This is a genomic window from Leptolyngbya sp. 'hensonii', from assembly GCF_001939115.1.
Lineage (GTDB): Bacteria > Cyanobacteriota > Cyanobacteriia.
Map to the genome: position 1 here is coordinate 1 of NZ_MQTZ01000019.1, position 18,411 is coordinate 18,411.

Consider the following 18,411-nt stretch of genomic DNA (forward strand, 5'->3'; position numbering starts at 1 on the left):
GTTTCTAGACATTGCTCGATGTAGCGCAAGTCCGCTTCCTGCCATCTCGCTGCCACCCCTCGTCCAGGGGCTTCCCATAAGCCTCCTAAGCCTAGGCGCTGCCACCGTCGTATCGTGGCTCGCACCGTATGTTCATGGCACTCAAAGACCTCGGCGATTGCCGGGGCGGTCCATCCTTGCGCATTCAGCCGCAGCATATGGGCACGGTCTCGGGTTCGTTGCGGCACGGTCCTGGCTAATCTCAGTTCAGCCAGGGTGCGGTCTTCCTCGTCACTCAGTTTGATTCGTAAGGGGGCAGGCACTAGAGACAACCAGTAGAGGGCCAAATCTATCTTATACTTTATTCCTCCGACCTACTTATATGTTAGTGATGTTCTCACTTTTACCGGCCTATATGTACTGCTTCGTTAAACTTGAAAGTTATTTAAATAGACTGATGTTCAGACCCAAACTAACCAATCCAGGCTAAATCCGGGGCAGGATTTCTCGCAGCAGATGACCGGGAACTTTCGACAGGGCCAGGTTCTGCCCCTGCAAGCCCAGTTCATTATAGAAAGCCCGAATGGTCTGCATAACATAGCCCAGGGCCGTCTGGTAGTACTCTGGCTGGGCCTGCCAGCCCTGCAGGGCCTGCAAATGATGGTGTAGGGCGGCCTCTAGGTGGGCCGATCGCTGGGCTTTTTCCAGGGGAAACTGCTTATCCGTGGCCATTTGATAGTAGGCCAGACCCAGATTGTTCTGGGTGGCAAAGACATCGAAGGTCAGGGGGCTGGTCACCCGGTGGGCGGTTTGGATGGCGGCGGTGTAAGCCACGATCGCCTGCTGCAGGTAGTCCTGACGAGCGGCGGGATTGTCCTTGGATCGACCCGCTAGGTGCCAGTAAGCCGTGCCCAGGTTGTTTTGAGTCGCAGCATGGGCCGTGGGAACGGCCTCGGCAGTGCGGTACACCAGGGCTGCCTGGTAAGCGGTGACAGCCAGTTCCAGGAGCTTATCGGGTTGCTCAAACTGGGCCAGATTCCAGTAGGCTGTTCCCAGATTGTTCTGGATCATGGCGTAGTTGAGGGGTTCCTGCTCCGGATTGTAGTACTGCAGTGCGTCAGAGTAGGCGGCGATCGCCTCCCGCAGGCGGGTTTTGGGTTGTTGATGTTGGGCCAGGTGCCAGTAAGCCGTGCCCAGATTGTTCTGGGTGGAGGCATACTTCAGGGGGTCCACGGCAGGCTGACGGTGGCGCAGGGCTTCCTGGTAGGCCGCGATCGACTGTTGCAGGTTGTCTACCGTATCTTGGTGGCGGGCCAGATCCCCATAGGCGGCTCCCAAATTGTTCTGGATCATGGCATAGGACATCGATTGGGTTGTGACATCCAGATGCTTCAGAGCCGCACGATAGGTCTCGATACTTTGGCTCAGTTGCCCCAACTTCTGATCCGGGTTGGTGAGCTGGCGGGAGAGCATCCAGTAAAGATTCCCCAGATCGTTCAGAACGTCTGGCAGCAGAGGGTGGGGCGAGGCAGCGGTCTGAGAGAGAGGGAGCGAACTATGGTCCAGGCAGATCAGAACCTGTTCATAGGCCTGGATCGCAAGGTTCAAGTTGGCGTCGGATCCTTCACCCTGTTCAACCCGATCGCGATAGTAATTGCCCAGGTTGCGACAGGCAATGGCCAGTTCCAGATTGGAGGCGGGCTGTTGACCCAACTGCTCAATTTCTTCCAGGAGGCGCTGAGCTGGTCTGTCCTGGATCAGGCTGCGCCACAACTCTAATTGAGATGCACTTAATGGTGACGGAGAAATGACCTGTGCGGGCGGATGGACAGGTGCGGCAGCGGCTTTGAGGGGGGAGGCTACCGGCTGGAGCGTGGGTTTGGGGGGAGCAAAGGGGTCTCGCCGCAAATGCACCACCTTGTCCTGGGGTTGGGGGAGGAGATTGCCCAGTTCCAGGACTGCCCGTTGTGGTTGCTGCACAGGCCGCTGATTGCCCTGTTGGGGGATCCGCTGTCGATTAGCGGTTTTGGTAGTGACCTGAGCGGGTTGCCCTGACGTTTTGAGAAACTGGTACTGCCGAGGTTGGGAGACTGGTAGACTATTTGCCGTTTCATGAGGTGGGGCCGTTTCTGTCTCTGCTTCTATGGCTAAGCTGTCCCTGCTTTCCGGCTGAATTGCTTTTTCGGTGGTTGCTGCTTCAGAGGCTGGCCGGGAAGAGGGATTGTCGCCCAATTTGGCCAGGTCTTCGGTCAAGATATCCCAGATGTCTGGCTTCTCCGGTTGGTCCTGCTTCAGGTAAGTTGGTTCCGTCCGATTGAGCTCCACCACTTTCGAATCGGTTAAATCTGCAGTGGGCTGAGCTTTGCGATCGAGATCAGCCGGGGAGCTCAGAGCTGCGATTGGGGTCGGGTCCCCAGCAAATTCGAAGAACCCGGTGCGCAAATTCCAGAATTCAGGGGCAGATTGCTGCACACTATGGAACCAGGGACGAGGCAACCAGAGGAGTAAGCTAGATTCAATCAGTGACAATTCCTGTTCCATCGTCCGTAGATAGCTGAGAAACTGCCATTGCACCGAAGCGGGTTGGCGAGTCAATTTTTCAATGCCCAGAATCTGGAATCCTGGAGCAGACTGATGCCCCGTTCTCGATCGGGGGGGCGGATTTTTACTCAGCCAGCGGGCAATTTGAGCTACTGGATTGGGATCGCTCAAGTCCAGGGTCAGGGTGACTAGGCGAGGATAAGTGTCCTGTCCTGTATGGGAATCGGCTGCGGGCGCGATCGGGTAAGCCAGTTCTGTATCCAGTTGGGCTGATAGATGGCTCTGGAGGGCTAAGTCATCACAGACAGCCACAAAAATCTGCCGACGCAGGTCCAGACCCAGGGCAAGCTTAAGGCGCTGGTAAATCTGCTGGTTCTGATTAGAGATAGAGGATAGAGCCGTATCTATCACGCGAGTGGCACAGGGAAAGGGTGGGCATCGAAATATACACCACTCTTCCAATCACTTTTGTCTGGGTCAGGATTGTCATCCAATTGAGAGCAGACAAATTTGCCAAAATAATAAAGAACCAGGTTCTTGGGGTAGAACCTGGTCTTATCAACGATCTAAAGCCAGTCAAACTTTGGTTATTAACCGATCTGTGAAACAGAGAAGGCCACAAAAATCAGCCCACTGACTAAAGCAAGAGCTACAGAACCGAGAATGATATAGTTCCGTTTCTCAGTTTGAGTGGGAGGTTCGGCCCGGTACATCTTAGGCTCAGCCGCAAAGTTGTTGAGACGACCACCCTCTTCAGTTGTGTAAGGCATTAATACAATCCTCTTTATTTAATTAATCTATCTTAACAAAACTTCGTTGAATTAGTCATTATTTGGCTGTTTGGGTACGGCTGACTTTTGATCAGACTGTCATGGGTCCTTTGGCTGGTAGGGTACCCATGACTAATGACCCATAACCAATGACTAACTCCTGACCATTCCCGTGAGAGGCGAACTGGCACTCGCGTAATCTTTGACGGGAATGCGACCGGCCAGAAAAGCGAGTCGTCCGGCATTGGTGGCCAGTCCCATGGCAGAGGCCATGGCCATCGGATTCTGGGCCTGGGCGATCGCGGTATTGATCAACAGGGCATCTGCCCCCATTTCCATGGCCTGGGCGGCTTCACTAGGGGTGCCAATGCCTGCGTCAACGACAACAGGGACCGTCGCATTCTCAATGATGATCTGGATGTTAGCGGCATTCCGAATGCCCTGACCCGATCCGATCGGGGAGCCCAGGGGCATCACGGTGGCACAACCGGCCTCTTCCAGGTGTTTGGCCAGCAGGGGATCAGCATTGATGTAAGGCAGAACTGCAAAGCCTTCTTTCACCAGTTGGGTGGCAGCCTGCAGGGTTCCGATCGGATCGGGGAGGAGATAGCGAGTATCCGGAATAACTTCCAGCTTGACGAAGTTATTGTCTTCCTGACCCAGTAGCTTGGCCATTTCCCGTCCCAGGCGAGCGACGCGGATGGCCTCTTCTGCGGTCTGACAACCGGCTGTATTGGGAAGCATCCAGAGCTTCTGCCAGTCCAGAGCTTCTGCCAACCCCTCATGGCCGGGTGCATTTGTCTGCACCCGGCGGACTGCGACAGTGACAATCTCACAGCCGCTGGCCGCAATGCTTTGGCGCATCTGCTCAAAAGTTTGGTATTTGCCTGTCCCCGTCATCAGGCGGGATTGAAAGGAGCGTCCAGCGATCGTCAGGGGGGTATCCTGCCGCAGTTGCTCTGGGGTTTTATCTAAGGTTTGCATGGAGTATAAACCTGATGTCTCTCTTTCGATGCTATAGCAATCCTGCTGGTTCATTGCTCTTGGTCACATAGATGCTGACTACAGATTGTCTACCTCCAGCCCCAACCGTCCTATGGGATGTTCGGTAAATACGCCTTCATAGAAAAGGCCCCTGCAATTCAGTATATAGAGGAGATTCCTCATGAAGAGTGGGGTTGGAGTGCCATAGTTCGGTCAGGAAGCTGCCTCTGATCATGAGCCTTGTGGAGGGATCATGGTCAGGTGCCTGGTCTGACGGTTCTAGACATTGCTGCCGGTTGCACCCAACTGGTCTTCCAATCTCCCCGATACGAGCAATGATCGGGCCAGTGCAGCCCCTAGTTTTTTAATGGATGAAGTAGCGCCGGAGTAACCTATGGCAAAAGTTGTTGGAATTGACTTGGGCACGACCAACTCGGTTGTGGCAGTGATGGAAGGCGGTAAGCCCTCTGTGATCGCCAATGCTGAAGGTTTTCGAACCACCCCCTCGGTTGTGGCCTTCGCGAAGAATGGCGATCGTCTCGTCGGTCAGATTGCCAAGCGTCAGGCCGTCATGAACCCGGAAAACACCTTCTATTCAGTCAAGCGGTTCATTGGTCGTCGCCATGATGAAGTCACCCATGAGGCCACGGAAGTTTCCTACCGGGTGATTAACGACCACGGCAACGTGCGGTTAGATTGTCCGACTGCGGGTAAGCAATTTGCGCCGGAAGAAATTTCAGCCCAGGTGTTGCGGAAGCTGATCGAGGATGCCAGTAAGTACATCGGCGAGACGGTGACCCAGGCTGTGATTACCGTACCTGCTTATTTCAACGACTCCCAGCGTCAGGCAACCAAAGATGCTGGTCGCATTGCCGGGGTAGAGGTGCTCCGAATTATCAACGAGCCGACAGCCGCAGCTCTGGCCTATGGTTTGGAAAATAAGGAGAATCAGACCATCCTGGTCTTTGACCTGGGGGGTGGAACTTTTGACGTCTCCATTCTGGAAGTGGATGACGGCTTTTTCGAGGTGAAATCGACCAGTGGCGACACCCATCTAGGTGGGGACGATTTTGATAAGAAAATTGTGGACTTCCTGGCTGAGGACTTCAAGCGCACCGAGGGGATCGAGCTGCGGAAAGATAAGCAGGCCCTGCAGCGGCTGACCGAAGCGGCAGAAAAAGCCAAGATTGAGCTTTCCAGTGTGACTCAGGCTGAGATCAACTTGCCCTTTATCACAGCGACCCAGGAAGGCCCTAAGCACCTGGATATGACTCTGACCCGAGCCAAGTTCGAGGAATTGTGCTCGGACCTGTTCGATCGCTGTCGGGTGCCTGTGGAAACCGCCATGCGGGATGCTGGTCTGACGAAGAACGACATCGACGAGGTGGTTCTGGTGGGCGGATCGACCCGGATTCCAGCGGTGCAGGAACTGGTCCGCCGCTTAATGGGCAAGGAGCCGAACCAGAGCGTTAACCCGGATGAGGTCGTAGCCGTTGGTGCTGCGGTGCAGGCTGGTGTGCTGGCTGGTGAGGTCAAGGATATCCTGCTGTTAGATGTGACCCCCCTCTCTCTGGGGGTGGAAACCTTGGGGGGTGTGATGACCAAGATTATTCCGCGCAACACCACGATCCCCACCAAGAAGTCAGAAGTCTTCTCCACGGCTGTCGATGGGCAGACCAATGTGGAAATTCATGTCCTGCAGGGTGAGCGGGAAATGTCCAGTGACAACAAGAGCCTGGGAACCTTCCGGTTGGATGGCATTCCTCCGGCTCCCCGGGGAGTTCCTCAAATTGAAGTCACTTTTGACATTGATGCCAACGGGATCCTGAATGTTCGGGCGAAGGACAAGGGTACGGGTAAGGAACAGTCCATCAGTATTACAGGCGCTTCCACCCTGCCGAAGGATGATGTGGAGCGGATGGTGCGGGAGGCGGAATCTAATGCCTCGGCTGACCGGGAACGCCGGGAGAAAGTTGATCTGAAGAACCAGGCAGACTCTCTGACCTACCAGGCAGAAAAGCAACTGAGCGAGCTGGGCGATAAGGTTCCTGCAGCTGATAAGACCAAGATTGAGGGGCAGATTAAAGAGCTGCGTGAGGTGGTTGCCAAAGAGGACTTCGATCGCATGAAGACCCTGACCACGGAATTGCAGCAGACCCTTTATACCGTCGGCAGCAATATTTACCAGCAGGCTGCCGGGGCTGCTGGAGGCCCCACCACCGATGAGGACCCCACCCCTCCGCCTCCTGGTGGGGGCAGCAAAGATGACGATGTCATTGATGCCGATTTCACAGAAAGCAAATAAGTCAAAACTGGTAGAGGTATTGTGGAGACATTGCTTGCAATGTCTCCACAGCTTTTGCATCGAATTTTAGGGGGGCAGCTTAACTGCCGTCCATACCTGGAACTTCGAATTTATACCCGACTCCCCGGACTGTCTGGATCAGGGCAGGCTGGGTGATGTCTGTTTCAATTTTTTTGCGGATCTGGCCAATGTGCACATCCACAACCCGCTGATCCCCGACGTACTCGTAATCCCACACCTGCTGAATCAGTTCGGCCCGACGCCAGACTCGACCGGGATGACTGGCCAGAAAATGGAGCAAGTCAAATTCCAGGGCGGTCAAAGGCACTAACTGATTGTTCAGAGTGACCTCACGGCGCACGGGATCGATCGCGAGCTTGTCAAACACCAGGCTTTGCTGTTCGGCAGGTTTAATATCCCGAATCCGCCGCAGCAGGGCCTCTACCCGAACGCCCAGCTCTCCCAGGCTAAATGGTTTGGTGATATAGTCATCTGCCCCGGTTGAAAACCCTCTGATCTTGTCCGCCTCGTCGGTGCGGCTGGTTAACATCAGGACAAAAACATTCGTGCGACCCTGCATCTCCTGACAGAGATTGTAGCCATTGGCGTCAGGAAGATTCACATCCAGAATCACTAGGTCCGGATTGAACTGCTCAAATAGGGCCATAGCAGTTTTACCGTCCTCGGCAGATTCCATCTGGTAGTTATGCTTCGCCAGAAAACGGTGAATCAGGTTACGAATCGCGGGATCATCGTCAACCACAAGAATCTTAGCTGGAGCCATGACTGTAACTCTGTGTTGGACGGGGTAAACAGAAATCAATGGGCCAACAATGGTATTGATTCTGCAAACAGTATTCTAGACAATTATCTACAGTTATTACCCGAATCGCCAAAAATCCCTTGCTAAAATTGAAAGTCATTCGAATTGCTACCGATCGAGGCTGGGCAGGGTAGATGGATTGTTCCCTGGTTCCAGGCCTATCCAGTCTGGACTGCTGGTCACTTTGCAGGCAAAGTTGCAGAGGGTTCCAATCTGCCTTCTTTCTAATTAAGTTCGGAAAATATTCAGCAGAAAGATTTATTGGCAGTTACACTAAATGTGAGTTGTTGGGCCTCTCGGAGGATATCGATGAGCGATCAAAGTCCTTACCAAAGGCTTGGGATCACTGAAGATGCATCATTTGATGAAGTGCAAGATGCAAAAGAGCGTCTGCTCAAACATCATGCTGGCGATCGAGGGCAGCAGGAGCTCATTGAAGCTGCTTATGATGCAATTTTGATGGAGCGCCTGCGGATGGTTCAACAGGGCAAGATTAAGGTGCCCGATCGGATTCGCTATGCTGAGAAACTCACCCAGGTTCCTGCCAGCTTTACTCCCGTTCCTGCAACTCAACCCCCGGCCTGGTTAAGAAACCTGATCGATACCCCCAGTCGGTCTCATTTGATCTGGTCGGCAGGGGTGTATACAGTTTTAGGAGTTGCCAGTGTCCTCTTTGCTGCCGCTACCAATAGTGCCATTTTGCAGTTGACCCTGGCTTTTGGGATTGCCACCTGCCTCTATTTTCTGAATGCTAAGGAACATAAGTTTGGTCGGGCTGTTCTCCTGACTCTGGCTGGTCTGATCACTGGTTTGCTTCTGGGAAGTGCCCTCGGTTCTTTGATTCCCCCGGCGGTTTTGCAGGGAGAAGTGCTAGCCACCCTGGTGACGCTTCTGATCTTCTGGGTTATTAGCAGTTTTCTGCGTTAAAGGCTTGTCCTGATGCTCTTCACAGCCTGACGCTGATGCTGCTCTCTTTCGATCGCCTCAAATAAAGCTCTAAAATTTCCAGCTCCAAACCCCTCCACCTGACGAAACTGCCCTCCTGCAGTATAGGTCTGACGTTCAATGAGCTCGAAAAAGAAAGTGGGTTGTTCGAAAACAGGTTGGGTAAAGGTTTGGAGTAAGAAAGCTGGGATCGTTTGACATTGTCGGTCTACTAACACCTGGCAGGTAGAAATTGCTTCCCAATCTGATTCAGCCAGGATCTGGGCATATTCCTGCTGTAGCCCCTCGTAGTAGGTCGCAGGGATAGACAGAAAATTCAAACCCACCTGACGCAGGGCACTGACCGTGGTCAGAATATCTGGAGTCTGCAAAGCAATATGCTGAATCCCAGGACCCCGATTCAGGTCGAGAAATTCCTGAATTTGCGAGGTGACGGTTGCAGGCTGGTTAATCGGTAGTTGGATGGGGCCTTCCGGGTGAACCAGAACCTGGCTGTCGAGACCAGAGTACTCGGTTTGAATGGTGAAACTCTGGCGAGCCTGGAACCCTAAAACGGTTTCATACCAGGTAACTGCTGCTTTCAGGTCTCCAGCTGCAACATTCAAGACAAGATGGTCGATTGCGGTCAGTTGAGGGTCTGCATCCGCAAGTGAATCTGCGGTCCTGCTGGGAAGAGGGATCGATCGGAGGGGGGAACCCAGATGGGGCAGGGGTGAGGTTATTCCCTGGCGTTCTATCAGGGTGTGGCAGAGGGATCCCCAACCAGCAATCTGCGCCCACTTTAAGCAGCCTGCGGGTTGCCACTCTACCTGAATCGGCTGGCAGACCCTGGCCCCCTGGTGGATAGCCTGTTCCATTGTGGCAGTCAGATTATCGACGGTGAAGGCAACATCTGCCACTCCTGATGGATGCTCCCTCAGGTATTGGGCAACGGGACCTGTTGTGCCTGGGGCAGAGGAAAGCAGGATGTCGATCGCACCATTGCTCAAAATATCAGTGTGGCTGTCGCAAGTTGTTTGGTGCGCAACTAATGGTAACCCCAGTTGATTAACGAACCAGTTTCGGGATGCTGTCGCATCTTTGACATAGAAGTGAATGTGGTTGATCCGCATAACGCTTCAGAATAGAGGTTTCTGGAATGATGATGGGGGTTAGTCCAGCTATCTGGTGTGACTAGTGCAGTTTGAAGGCAAATGCTGCAGTCCCAGAATTGTACTCTGGGTCATCCGAGTGCCCACATCCTCCCAGGAGGGTGAAGTCAGGGAGGACGCTATCGGAAAATCGGTCAATAGCAGTCCTGTACACTCTCCTGAGAGAAGGGGAATGCTAAAGTAGAAAACGATAAATCTATCCTCAAATGGGGTTGTGCAAATTAATCAAGGGTTGATCCTGAGGAAAGACCCGTAAGAGCGCATAGTTCCTGTAAGGATGCATCGTTGTAGGACTGATGTCTGTCCGAGGAAAATGAGAGGGGTTGCAGGTAATATGTTGCATTATTTGCCTTTCTAGAACGATTGACTGCCAATCCTGCAAGAATTGCATCTGTATTTGCAAGGCTGAATCAAATTTTCAACTGAATGTAGCGATCCATCATTGCTATTACCCATACCAATACGGGGAATCGTAGGGAATCTAAAGTGAGCCAACTCGATCCGACTCAATTAGAACAACTGAAGGAACTGGGGGACTATCTTCGCCAGCAACGGGAGGAAAAAAATCTTCGTCTGGAGGAGGTTAAGGCCAAAACCTATATTCCCCTGGGAATTTTGGAGGCCCTGGAAAATGCCCAGGTGGAGCATTTGCCTGAACCGGTGTTTATTCAGGGTTTCATTAAGCGTTATGCCGAACTGCTGGGTCTGGATGGAGTAGCGCTGGCCCGGTCGTTTCCAGTGACTCCCCAATCTCCCATCTCCACCACCCTGGTTCCACTGGAAGATAGGAGTTCCCCCTTAGAGTATAAACCGGTCTACACATCCTATATTGTCGGGGCGATCCTGATTGGTCTGGTGGTTTTCTTTTTCCCCACCCTGCAATCCACGCTCAGTTCCCTGAATCAAGTGACGCAGAAATTACCTGCCAGACAGACCCAGCCGTCAGCCACGCCTGATTCTGCCAGGGAACTGCCGGTTGCCTCTCCCGTGGCGACAGCACCGATCCAGGTAACCCTGATCTTGACCGGAGAATCCTGGCTGAAGGTAATGGCAGATGACAAAACCCAATATGAGGGGGTGTTATCGAAGGGAACGCAGCGAACCTGGTCTGCCCAGAGAAAGCTGACGATCGAAACTGGGAATGCCGGAGCTGTGTCTGTGGCTCTGAATGCCGGGGAGACCAAAGTCATGGGAGCTCCGGGTGAGGTGAAACGGGTCACGTTTAAGGCTGGGCAGACGCCCTAGGGTGTCCCGATCGCCTGTCCCCCGCATCGGGCGGTGTAGCTTCTAGCCGGATACTGATCCACATAGCGGTAGATCGCTACGGGAGCAGCAACGCGACAGGTGAAAAACTCGACGGCTGCTCTGCCATCGGGGAGGAGTAATACCTTGGGAGCGAGATCCTGGGGAGGCTCCGTGCGCCATTTCCATTGCACTTGGGGGGGAATGGTGTCCACCAGGTGGTGATGGCTCCAGTTCCGCTGATCGCCCAGGGATCCCATTTCTTGCAATTCTCGCCGCAAGATCGAAGCAATCATGAATGAAGCAGGCGAGAAGTCTCCATCCAGAGCATCCATGAAGTCCATGAAACTGCCTTGGGGTTGGGGAGGGTGCTGGCGATCGCCACTCTGGAAGAGCGCAGTTTCCAGTTGGGCGGTGGTGCTCATTTCCTCAGGAACAGCATAAATTGCCCCGACCCCGCCATCCTGGATGCGATTCAGGTAACATACGAAGCGGATACCAGGTTTCAACTTCAAGGTGGGCAGGCGGGTCAGGGCAGCAGCCGGATTAACCACACTAATAAACCAGCGTCCAGCGGTATTGGGAGTAGGCACCGTTTCTTCAGCAGGGGCCGCAAACTTGAACAGGTCGCCCAGGGCATCCAGAGAATCTGGTTCAGGCATGGTATCCAACTCATCAGGTGAAGTTTTTTGAGGTGGACGATTCTCAGATTCAGGTAACACTAGCGCTGCTTTAATATGCTGCCTGATCTTCTGAATGGATTCCAGAGAAATTTTTTTGATCGACATGCCAGATAGGGGAGCCCAGTCATTCACTCTGCTCTCAAGCTTACGGTGAATCTAGGGAATTGGCAGGATATTTTGCAAATTTGCAGGGGACTACTGGGCTGCTGGCGGGCCATTCCAGATAAAGATGATGGTGCCTACGGGCTTGATGCTGGTGGGGACAATGACAAAGTAACGCTGATAACTACCCATCACCACTTTATAGACGGGACCGCCGCCGTAAGTCCCTGCATCGGAGAGCACCGCACCACTCGACTGGGCGTATTGAACCAGCAGGGGAATGGTTTCCTCCGGCGTGATCAGGGGAATCCAAACATTGGATTCTAATCCGGGCTGCCCTACTTCCCCATCCTCATCTTTAAAGAACTTTTCGGGTTCCACTAGCACATCCGGACCAACGGCTCCAGTGGCTCCTTTATTGGTGGCAGGTAAGGTGTCCTGGAAGCTACCCAGCAGTTCCTCGAAGGCTTTCAGGGCCTGATCAGCCGCAGGCGTGGGAGAGGCTGAGGGGGAAGGACTGCTACTGCTGCTGGGAGCAGGGGAAGGGGGCGCATCGGGTGACGGTGATGCAGAGGGATCGGGGGATGGGCTTTCGTCCGTGGGTGGTGTCGGTTCTGGCTTTACCAGTGGGGGAATGATGGTTTTGGTGCTCGATCGGGGAGCTGCTTTCTTGGGGGCAGCTTTGGGTGGCTTTTTGGCCAGTTTAATCGATCGGATCTTGGTGCTTTTGCGATCTTTGGGAATCTCCGCTTTCTTATCGATATTCAGGGAAGTGGGAGATAGGAACAACGCCACATGGAAGATCAGGGAAAACAGCAGCATCGGACGGAGCACCCGCCTGACGTTGGTAGGCAGATGCAGATTTTTCGGCCAGGAAAGCAATCGACTACCCAGGTGCATGATGAATCAAGACCAATTTAAATTGTGATTGCGACAGGGATTTTCCGCCCAGGTGTTGCAGACAATGCCTCTAAAAGTCACACAGCAATCGTTAGCCAAATCGACCATTGACGTAATCTTCAGTTTGTTTGTTAGAAGGATTGTAAAAAACCGTGCTGGTTTTATCGAACTCAACCATTTCCCCCAAATACATGAAGGCCGTATAGTCAGACAGCCGGGCTGCCTGCTGCATACTGTGGGTTACAATCAGAATCGTGACCTGCTGTTTCAGGTCTCCCATAAGTTCCTCAATGCTGGCGGTTGCGATCGGGTCCAGGGCAGAGGTGGGCTCATCAAACAGGATCAGTTCTGGCTCAGTAGCCAGAGCCCGGGCAATGCACAACCGTTGTTGTTGTCCCCCAGAGAGGTTATAGGCAGAATCCCGCAGGCGATCCTTGACCTCATCCCAGAGGGCAGCCCGTCGTAGGGCCTGTTCCACATGCTCATCGATAAAACTCCGCCTCACGCCTCCCCGCACCCGTAAGCCGTAGGCCACGTTCTCATAAATGGACTTGGGAAACGGGTTGGGACGCTGGAAGACCATACTGATCCGCATCCGGATTTCGATCGGGTCCATTTTCCGGCCCAGTAGATTAATCCCTTCTGGCTGCAGCCAAATTTCCCCTTCATAGTGGTTGCCGGGATACAGATCGTGCAGGCGATTGAAGCAGCGCAATAGGGTGGTCTTGCCACAACCAGATGGGCCAATCAGAGCTGTTACCTGCTGATCCGGTACGATCAGATTCACCCCTTTCAGCACTTTGGTAGAACCATAATAGAAGCTCAAATTTCGAACTTCCGCCTTGGCTTTCAGGGTGCTTAAATCCATTGAGGATGATGTGGTCGCTTGTTCTACCATTTAATGCCCCTTCTCAGGAAGTAACGTAAGAGAATTGCGATCGTATTCATACTCAGGGTCATAAAGACCAGCACAGCCCCTGCGGCTGCGGCATTGATCTGGAACTCTGGTTGAGGCCGGGAGACCCAGTTAAACATTTGAATTGGCATTACGGTAAAGGGAGCCATCAGCCATTCAAAAGAGACCTGGAAGAAGGGAAAAGTGGGGTCTACCTTCAGGGGGGTGGGGGGCAGGAAGGCAATGAAGGTCAGGGCTCCGATCGTAATCAAGGGGGCTGTTTCCCCGATCGCCCGAGATAGACCAATAATCACCCCCGTCAGAATGCCGCCAATAGAATAGGGCAGGATGTGATCCCAGATCATCTGCCAGCGACTGGCTCCCAGAGCATAGGCAGCTTCCCGCAGACTGTCGGGCACAGCCCTGAGAGATTCCCGGGTGGTCACAATCACCACAGGTAGAATCAGCAGGCCCAGGGTTAATCCAGCCGTGATAATACTTTGCCCCAGATGGAACTGCCGTGCAAACAGGCCCAGAGCCAGGAGTCCGTAGATAATGGAGGGTACACCAGCCAGATTGGTTACATTGATTTCAATCAGATCGGCCAACCAGTTTTTGCGGGCATATTCCTCCAGATAAATCCCAGCGGCCACCCCCATTGGAATGGCAAAGGCAGAGGTGACCAGCATAATCAGTGCTGAACCCACCCAGGCTGCATAAATTCCTGCTTCTTCTGGAAAGCGACTGGGAAAGGACGTGAAGAACTTCCAATTGAACGAGAAACCACTTTCAGCGTTGATTAATCGGGGATAACCCTGATAAAGCAGATAGGCCACGAGCATCAGAAGCGTGGCCAGGGAAAACAGAATAATCAGGAAGCCGAAACCGGCAAACAGGTTGCTGATGATTCTGCGACGAAAAATGGAGGTTTGAATGGTGTCCAAAGCTGATATGGAGTTCAATAGGGGGGCGACAACTGCTTTCCGAATGGGCGTTGGATGCAAATTAGTAAACTTCTCGGTATCGTTTACTCAAGAAATGTCCGGCGATGTTGAAGACCAGGGTCATCATGACCAGCATTAGTCCAGCCGCGAAGATGGTCTGGTACTCCAATGTGCCATGGGGAATATCGCCCAGGCTAACTTGCACAATATAGGCTGTGATCGTGGCAGCAGAATCGGTGGGGTTCCAGGTGAGATTGGGTTGTAGCCCTGCTGCAACGGCCACAATCATGGTTTCTCCCACAGCCCGAGAAATGCCCAGGATGTAAGCGGCGGAGATGCCAGAAAATGCTGCCGGGAAGACCACACTCCAGGCGGTTTGAAAGCGAGTCGCCCCCATGGCATAGGAACCCTCCCGCAGCCCTACGGGCACAGCCCGCATGGCATCCTCACTGACAGAACTCACAAAGGGTAGAATCATGATCCCCATGACCAGGCCCGCACTCAGCATATTGAAACCGCCCAATTCTTCCGGAAAGATCCCAGGGCTCCAGCGGTGCAGGGGTTCTCCCACAAAGGCATACAGGTATTGCAACATGGGCGTTACCGCCAGGAGGGCAAAGTAGCCATAAACGACCGTGGGAATCCCAGACAGCAATTCCAGGCAAGGCTTCGTAATTTCCCGCAGCCAGGGAGGGCAAAATTCGCTCAGGTAGAGGGCGGCGATCGTCCCGAAAGGAACGGCAACAGAGAGGGCAACGGCTGTGGTGACCAGCGTTCCTGAGACGAGGGGTAAAATCCCATACTCCGGATCTTCAAACAGAGGTGTCCATTTGGTTCCCGTCAGGAACGTCAGGATGGGAACCTGCTCAAAAAAATGGGCTGACTCGGTTATCAGGACGAGCATCACCGCTACTGTGGTGGCGACAGCAGAGAAGGCAGCCAGGAGCAAGATCACCTCAATGAACCGCTCCCGCACCTCCCGGAACAGTCGTTTCCGGGAGGGGACAGAATCGGCTAGGGGTTCTTGAATCGGTAAAGATGAGGGATCAGACATGATTAGCAAGCAGGTTCGGTACGAGCACCAGGTACCGAGGGACAGGAGTTACCTTCAGTTTCTGGGCTGAAGGTAAGGATAAAGAGATGATTTTAACCCTGATCAAAACCAGAACTCAACAGGGAACAGGTTGCAACCTGTTCCCTGGTTCAACTGCGGTTTTTGAGGGGTTCTCTCTTAACCCGGTGAGGGCTTTGCCCCGGATGGGAGCGAAGCCTGAAATGGGTCAGAGAGCCTCAGAATCCGATTTAGTCAACGAGTTGACGGGTCAGCAGATCCTTAGCCGTTAAACCAATCTGCTCTTTACCACCGAAGATGGAACCGGTCTTAGCATCTTTGAACCGGTCCATCGCCATCTCGTACTCATTGGGCTTGAAGCCAACGTAGCCCACCTGAGGGACTAGCTTGCCAGCACTGGTCAGGTAGTATTCCACAAATGCCTTAACTTCAGGCTTGCTGATAGAAGAGGCCTTGACGTAGATGAACAGGGGCCGGGACAGGGGATAGTAGGTGCCATTGTCCACGTTCTTGCGAGCGGGATAGACGGGGCCTTTGCCACTATCGATCGCAACCCCTTTCAGGCGCTTCTTATTGTTTTCGTAGTAGGCCAAACCAAAGTAGCCCAGGGCATTCTTGTCCCGACCGACACCCTGTACCAGCACGTTGTCATCTTCGCTGGGGGTGAAATCTTTGCGGCTGGATTTGGATTTGCCGACGATCGCTTCCGTGAAGTAATCGAAAGTGCCGGAGTCAGGGCCAGGTCCAAATAGCTTCAGGGGTGCATCGGGAAAGCCAGAGCGAATCTGGCTCCAGTTGGTAATTTTGCCTTCAGCACCGGGCTCCCACATCTTCTTCAGTTCAGCCACCGTCAGCTTATCAGCCCAGTTATTCTTCGTGTTAACTACAACGGTCAGGGCATCATAGGCAACCGGAATTTCAATGTACTTGATGCCGTTGGCAGCACAGACATCAATTTCTTTTCTGAGAATGGGGCGGGATGCGTTGGAAATATCGGTTTCGCCAGTGCAGAACTTCTTGAACCCACCGCCGGTTCCGGAGATACCGACCGTGACCTTCACAGCTCCGCCTTTAGCTTTCTGAAACTCTTCAGCAACTGCCTCGGTGACCGGGAAGACAGTGCTAGACCCATCAATCTTGACTGTGGCAGGACTTTGAGATTGAACGGCAGGCACTGCCAGACCGATTACAGTTCCAGAAACTGCTGCGATCGCACCCAGCAGCGCAAGGCGATTGGACTTCAAATTTTTTACGCCCATCATAATGGCTTGCTCCGTAATGCTAGAAATATCTGAAAACACAACACAACTGCTTCAGATGAACACGGCTTCAATGCAACGAAGCTGGGAGGGTTTCATCCATGTGTATTGTTTCAGTACGGGGCAAATTGTCAAACCAAGAGACGCTTAAGGAGGTGTTAATGAATGGTTAAAGTGCCGACTATTGCTCGTCGATCGCCAAGGAAACCCTTTCTCCACCCATATCTCGCATGATCCCAAGCAGCTTGGCTACTTCCTCATAGGGCACTTTCTTATCTGCCTTGAGGATGACAGCCCCGGTAGGATTTTTAGCCAGATAAGCCTGGATGCGCTGGCCCAATTCCCCTTCCGCAACGGGCTTATTGTCGATCAGGGTCTGGTTTTGGGTACTTAAGCCAATGATCAAAGGTTCTGGTTCTTTGACCTCGCTCACCCCGGCAGTGGCACTGGGTAGGGTGACATTAATTGCCCGCTGCCCGGTCAGGGTCATGGACACCAGGATGAAAAAAGTCAAGATCGTCATGATCACGTCCATCATGGGGACGAGGTTGACTTCCGGCATGGAACTGCTGTGGTGCCTGTTTCGGGAGCGCATAGGGGATGATGGATAGACTGTAAAATAGAAATCTTTCTTTGCTTAGCCTTTAGCATAACGTATGCGTTCCCCTGCCATGGGTTAACCAGGGAACAGCAATCGTGATTATCGGATGCGAACGAATCCGGCCCGGGTGATTAAGTCCTGACCCTGATCGGTCAGGAGCAAATTGGCATAGGCTTCCCCAGCCTGCTGTTCTATGCTGCCATTCTGCTTGATGATGACAAACATCTGGCGAGTGATCGGGTAACTCCCACTTTTGAAGGCGTCTCCGTTCAGTTGGTTCCGTTGCCCAGGGCAGTTGCTCGCAGGCACCAGCGGTGAGGTGTAGGGAGCGATAAAAGTCTGACCCTGGCGGGCGATCGGGAGCGGTTTGACCTGGCATTGGGGAACGACCTCTGGAGCCGAGGCATAGTAAATTCCACCTGGATTCTTGGCCAGCGATCGGAGAGCCTGGGTTGTGCTGTAGACATAGGTGACATTGCGGCCCAGGGGTTGCCCGGTCAGTAGATTCTCGATAAAGAACTCCACGGTGCCCCCATCACTGGCCCGACGGGAGTAGGGGGTGATGGGTAAGTCAGGCCCACCCACCTGTTGCCAGTTTGTGGTTTTGCCGGTATAGATGTCCCGAACTTGGGTCAGGGTCAGTCCTGGAATGGACAGGCTGGGATGAACGGCGATCGCGAGTCCCTCAATGGCTACTGGAACCTGTCGCAGGCGGTACCCTCGCTGTTGAGCCTGCTGGTATTCCTGATTCTTAATCGGGCGGGAAGATTGGGAGAAGGCCAGTTGATCATCCAGCAGCATCCGGATGCCAGTGCCGGAACCGGGCGTGGCATTGACGGCATCGGTATAACGCAGCTTAAATCCAGGCAAAGTGGTCTGAATCAGGGGGTCCACATCTCGTCGAATCGGAGCCCAGGTGGTGCTGCCGCCATAATTAAACACACCGTTGGGGACAGACTTCACATCCACAAAGCTATTGCCTGCTGACGTTGGGGCATTGCTGGGTGGATTTCCAGTTCCAGGGGAGGCGCTGGGGGAACTGGTGTTTTGAGAGCCTGAATTGAGCTTGGGCAGGAAATTGGAATTGTTCTTCGAGAACCACCACAACCCTCCGCCTGCCATGCCCAGGGTGATCAGCAAAGAGAGAATCAGAATGGGGGTTTCATTTTTGGAAGCCATGACAATGCCAGGTTAGATCACTTTCTCCAATCATGC

At 53.3% G+C, this 18,411-nt stretch carries 17 protein-coding genes; 3 read left to right on the forward strand and 14 right to left on the reverse strand.

What is annotated here, in order from left to right:
- From BST81_RS06890 to BST81_RS06905, 4 genes are all read right to left on the reverse strand, one after another.
- On the reverse strand, positions 1-326 hold a 326-nt coding region (locus BST81_RS06890; protein WP_143780255.1), incomplete at its 3' end, for a helix-turn-helix domain-containing protein.
- A gap of 139 nt (positions 327-465) precedes the next feature.
- A complete protein-coding gene (locus BST81_RS06895; RefSeq protein WP_075597813.1) occupies positions 466-2,931 on the reverse strand; it encodes a tetratricopeptide repeat protein in 2,466 nt (821 codons plus the stop codon).
- Positions 2,932-3,110: 179 nt separating this feature from the next.
- The gene (locus tag BST81_RS06900) at positions 3,111-3,290 is read right to left on the reverse strand and encodes a ssl1498 family light-harvesting-like protein (RefSeq protein WP_075597814.1); all 180 of its coding nucleotides are present in this window, start codon (positions 3,288-3,290) and stop codon (positions 3,111-3,113) included.
- Between the two features lie 153 nt (positions 3,291-3,443).
- On the reverse strand, positions 3,444-4,274 hold the full coding sequence (locus tag BST81_RS06905; protein ID WP_075597815.1) for a thiazole synthase: 831 nt from the start codon (positions 4,272-4,274) through the stop codon (positions 3,444-3,446).
- A gap of 394 nt (positions 4,275-4,668) precedes the next feature.
- Here BST81_RS06905 and dnaK point away from each other — a divergent pair, with 394 nt between their 5' ends.
- Positions 4,669-6,579, forward strand: coding sequence for a molecular chaperone DnaK (dnaK, locus tag BST81_RS06910; protein ID WP_075597816.1), 1,911 nt, complete (start codon positions 4,669-4,671; stop codon positions 6,577-6,579).
- A 79-nt stretch (positions 6,580-6,658) separates the two neighbouring features.
- Here the strand turns inward: dnaK and BST81_RS06915 are convergent, their stop codons facing one another.
- Positions 6,659-7,363: a response regulator transcription factor gene (locus BST81_RS06915; protein ID WP_075597817.1), complete on the reverse strand. Its 705-nt coding sequence runs from the start codon at positions 7,361-7,363 to the stop codon at positions 6,659-6,661.
- A gap of 348 nt (positions 7,364-7,711) precedes the next feature.
- On the opposite strand from BST81_RS06915, the gene BST81_RS06920 reads away from it, so the two are divergent.
- Complete coding sequence (locus BST81_RS06920; RefSeq protein ID WP_075597818.1) at positions 7,712-8,329, forward strand: CPP1-like family protein; 618 nt, start codon at positions 7,712-7,714, stop codon at positions 8,327-8,329.
- Here the strand turns inward: BST81_RS06920 and hppD are convergent.
- On the reverse strand, positions 8,326-9,459 hold the full coding sequence (hppD, locus tag BST81_RS06925) for a 4-hydroxyphenylpyruvate dioxygenase (RefSeq protein ID WP_075597819.1): 1,134 nt from the start codon (positions 9,457-9,459) through the stop codon (positions 8,326-8,328). The genes BST81_RS06920 and hppD overlap by 4 nt on opposite strands.
- 525 nt (positions 9,460-9,984) lie before the next feature.
- Here hppD and BST81_RS06930 point away from each other — a divergent pair.
- A complete protein-coding gene (locus BST81_RS06930) occupies positions 9,985-10,743 on the forward strand; it encodes a RodZ domain-containing protein (protein ID WP_075597820.1) in 759 nt (252 codons plus the stop codon).
- Here BST81_RS06930 and BST81_RS06935 read toward each other — a convergent pair.
- The 8 genes from BST81_RS06935 to BST81_RS06970 all read right to left on the reverse strand — a co-directional run bounded on the left by BST81_RS06935 (position 10,740) and on the right by BST81_RS06970 (position 18,375).
- Entirely contained in the window at positions 10,740-11,402 is a 663-nt protein-coding gene (locus BST81_RS06935; RefSeq protein ID WP_253188121.1) for a hypothetical protein, read from the reverse strand. The genes BST81_RS06930 and BST81_RS06935 overlap by 4 nt on opposite strands.
- 216 nt (positions 11,403-11,618) lie before the next feature.
- Positions 11,619-12,425, reverse strand: a complete 807-nt coding sequence (locus BST81_RS28410) for a hypothetical protein (protein WP_075597822.1) — start codon at positions 12,423-12,425, stop codon at positions 11,619-11,621.
- Between the two features lie 91 nt (positions 12,426-12,516).
- Positions 12,517-13,293 carry a phosphate ABC transporter ATP-binding protein PstB gene (pstB, locus tag BST81_RS06945; RefSeq protein ID WP_363079611.1) on the reverse strand — a complete coding sequence of 259 codons (777 nt, stop codon included), beginning with the start codon at positions 13,291-13,293 and terminating at the stop codon, positions 12,517-12,519.
- Between the two features lie 23 nt (positions 13,294-13,316).
- Complete coding sequence (gene pstA / locus BST81_RS06950; RefSeq protein ID WP_253188123.1) at positions 13,317-14,264, reverse strand: phosphate ABC transporter permease PstA; 948 nt, start codon at positions 14,262-14,264, stop codon at positions 13,317-13,319.
- A gap of 61 nt (positions 14,265-14,325) precedes the next feature.
- Entirely contained in the window at positions 14,326-15,318 is a 993-nt protein-coding gene (gene pstC, locus BST81_RS06955; RefSeq protein ID WP_083636708.1) for a phosphate ABC transporter permease subunit PstC, read from the reverse strand.
- Between the two features lie 248 nt (positions 15,319-15,566).
- The gene (locus BST81_RS06960) at positions 15,567-16,598 is read right to left on the reverse strand and encodes a PstS family phosphate ABC transporter substrate-binding protein (protein WP_253188125.1); all 1,032 of its coding nucleotides are present in this window, start codon (positions 16,596-16,598) and stop codon (positions 15,567-15,569) included.
- A gap of 178 nt (positions 16,599-16,776) precedes the next feature.
- On the reverse strand, positions 16,777-17,190 hold the full coding sequence (locus BST81_RS06965) for a biopolymer transporter ExbD (protein ID WP_075597824.1): 414 nt from the start codon (positions 17,188-17,190) through the stop codon (positions 16,777-16,779).
- 105 nt (positions 17,191-17,295) lie between these two features.
- Entirely contained in the window at positions 17,296-18,375 is a 1,080-nt protein-coding gene (locus BST81_RS06970; protein ID WP_075597825.1) for a PstS family phosphate ABC transporter substrate-binding protein, read from the reverse strand.
- Positions 18,376-18,411: the final 36 nt, after the last annotated feature.

What these genes read in the sequence shown, in the direction of transcription:
- BST81_RS06900 (WP_075597814.1), bottom strand. Translation starts at nt 3,290, where the DNA reads ATGCCTTACACAACTGAAGAGGGTGGTCGTCTCAACAACTTTGCGGCT.
- BST81_RS06905 (WP_075597815.1), bottom strand. Translation starts at nt 4,274, where the DNA reads ATGCAAACCTTAGATAAAACCCCAGAGCAACTGCGGCAGGATACCCCC.
- dnaK (WP_075597816.1), top strand. Translation starts at nt 4,669, where the DNA reads ATGGCAAAAGTTGTTGGAATTGACTTGGGCACGACCAACTCGGTTGTG.
- BST81_RS06915 (WP_075597817.1), bottom strand. Translation starts at nt 7,363, where the DNA reads ATGGCTCCAGCTAAGATTCTTGTGGTTGACGATGATCCCGCGATTCGT.
- BST81_RS06920 (WP_075597818.1), top strand. Translation starts at nt 7,712, where the DNA reads ATGAGCGATCAAAGTCCTTACCAAAGGCTTGGGATCACTGAAGATGCA.
- hppD (WP_075597819.1), bottom strand. Translation starts at nt 9,459, where the DNA reads ATGCGGATCAACCACATTCACTTCTATGTCAAAGATGCGACAGCATCC.
- BST81_RS06935 (WP_253188121.1), bottom strand. Translation starts at nt 11,402, where the DNA reads ATGCCTGAACCAGATTCTCTGGATGCCCTGGGCGACCTGTTCAAGTTT.
- BST81_RS28410 (WP_075597822.1), bottom strand. Translation starts at nt 12,425, where the DNA reads ATGCACCTGGGTAGTCGATTGCTTTCCTGGCCGAAAAATCTGCATCTG.
- pstB (WP_363079611.1), bottom strand. Translation starts at nt 13,293, where the DNA reads ATGGATTTAAGCACCCTGAAAGCCAAGGCGGAAGTTCGAAATTTGAGC.
- pstC (WP_083636708.1), bottom strand. Translation starts at nt 15,318, where the DNA reads ATGTCTGATCCCTCATCTTTACCGATTCAAGAACCCCTAGCCGATTCT.
- BST81_RS06960 (WP_253188125.1), bottom strand. Translation starts at nt 16,598, where the DNA reads ATGATGGGCGTAAAAAATTTGAAGTCCAATCGCCTTGCGCTGCTGGGT.
- BST81_RS06965 (WP_075597824.1), bottom strand. Translation starts at nt 17,190, where the DNA reads ATGCGCTCCCGAAACAGGCACCACAGCAGTTCCATGCCGGAAGTCAAC.
- BST81_RS06970 (WP_075597825.1), bottom strand. Translation starts at nt 18,375, where the DNA reads ATGGCTTCCAAAAATGAAACCCCCATTCTGATTCTCTCTTTGCTGATC.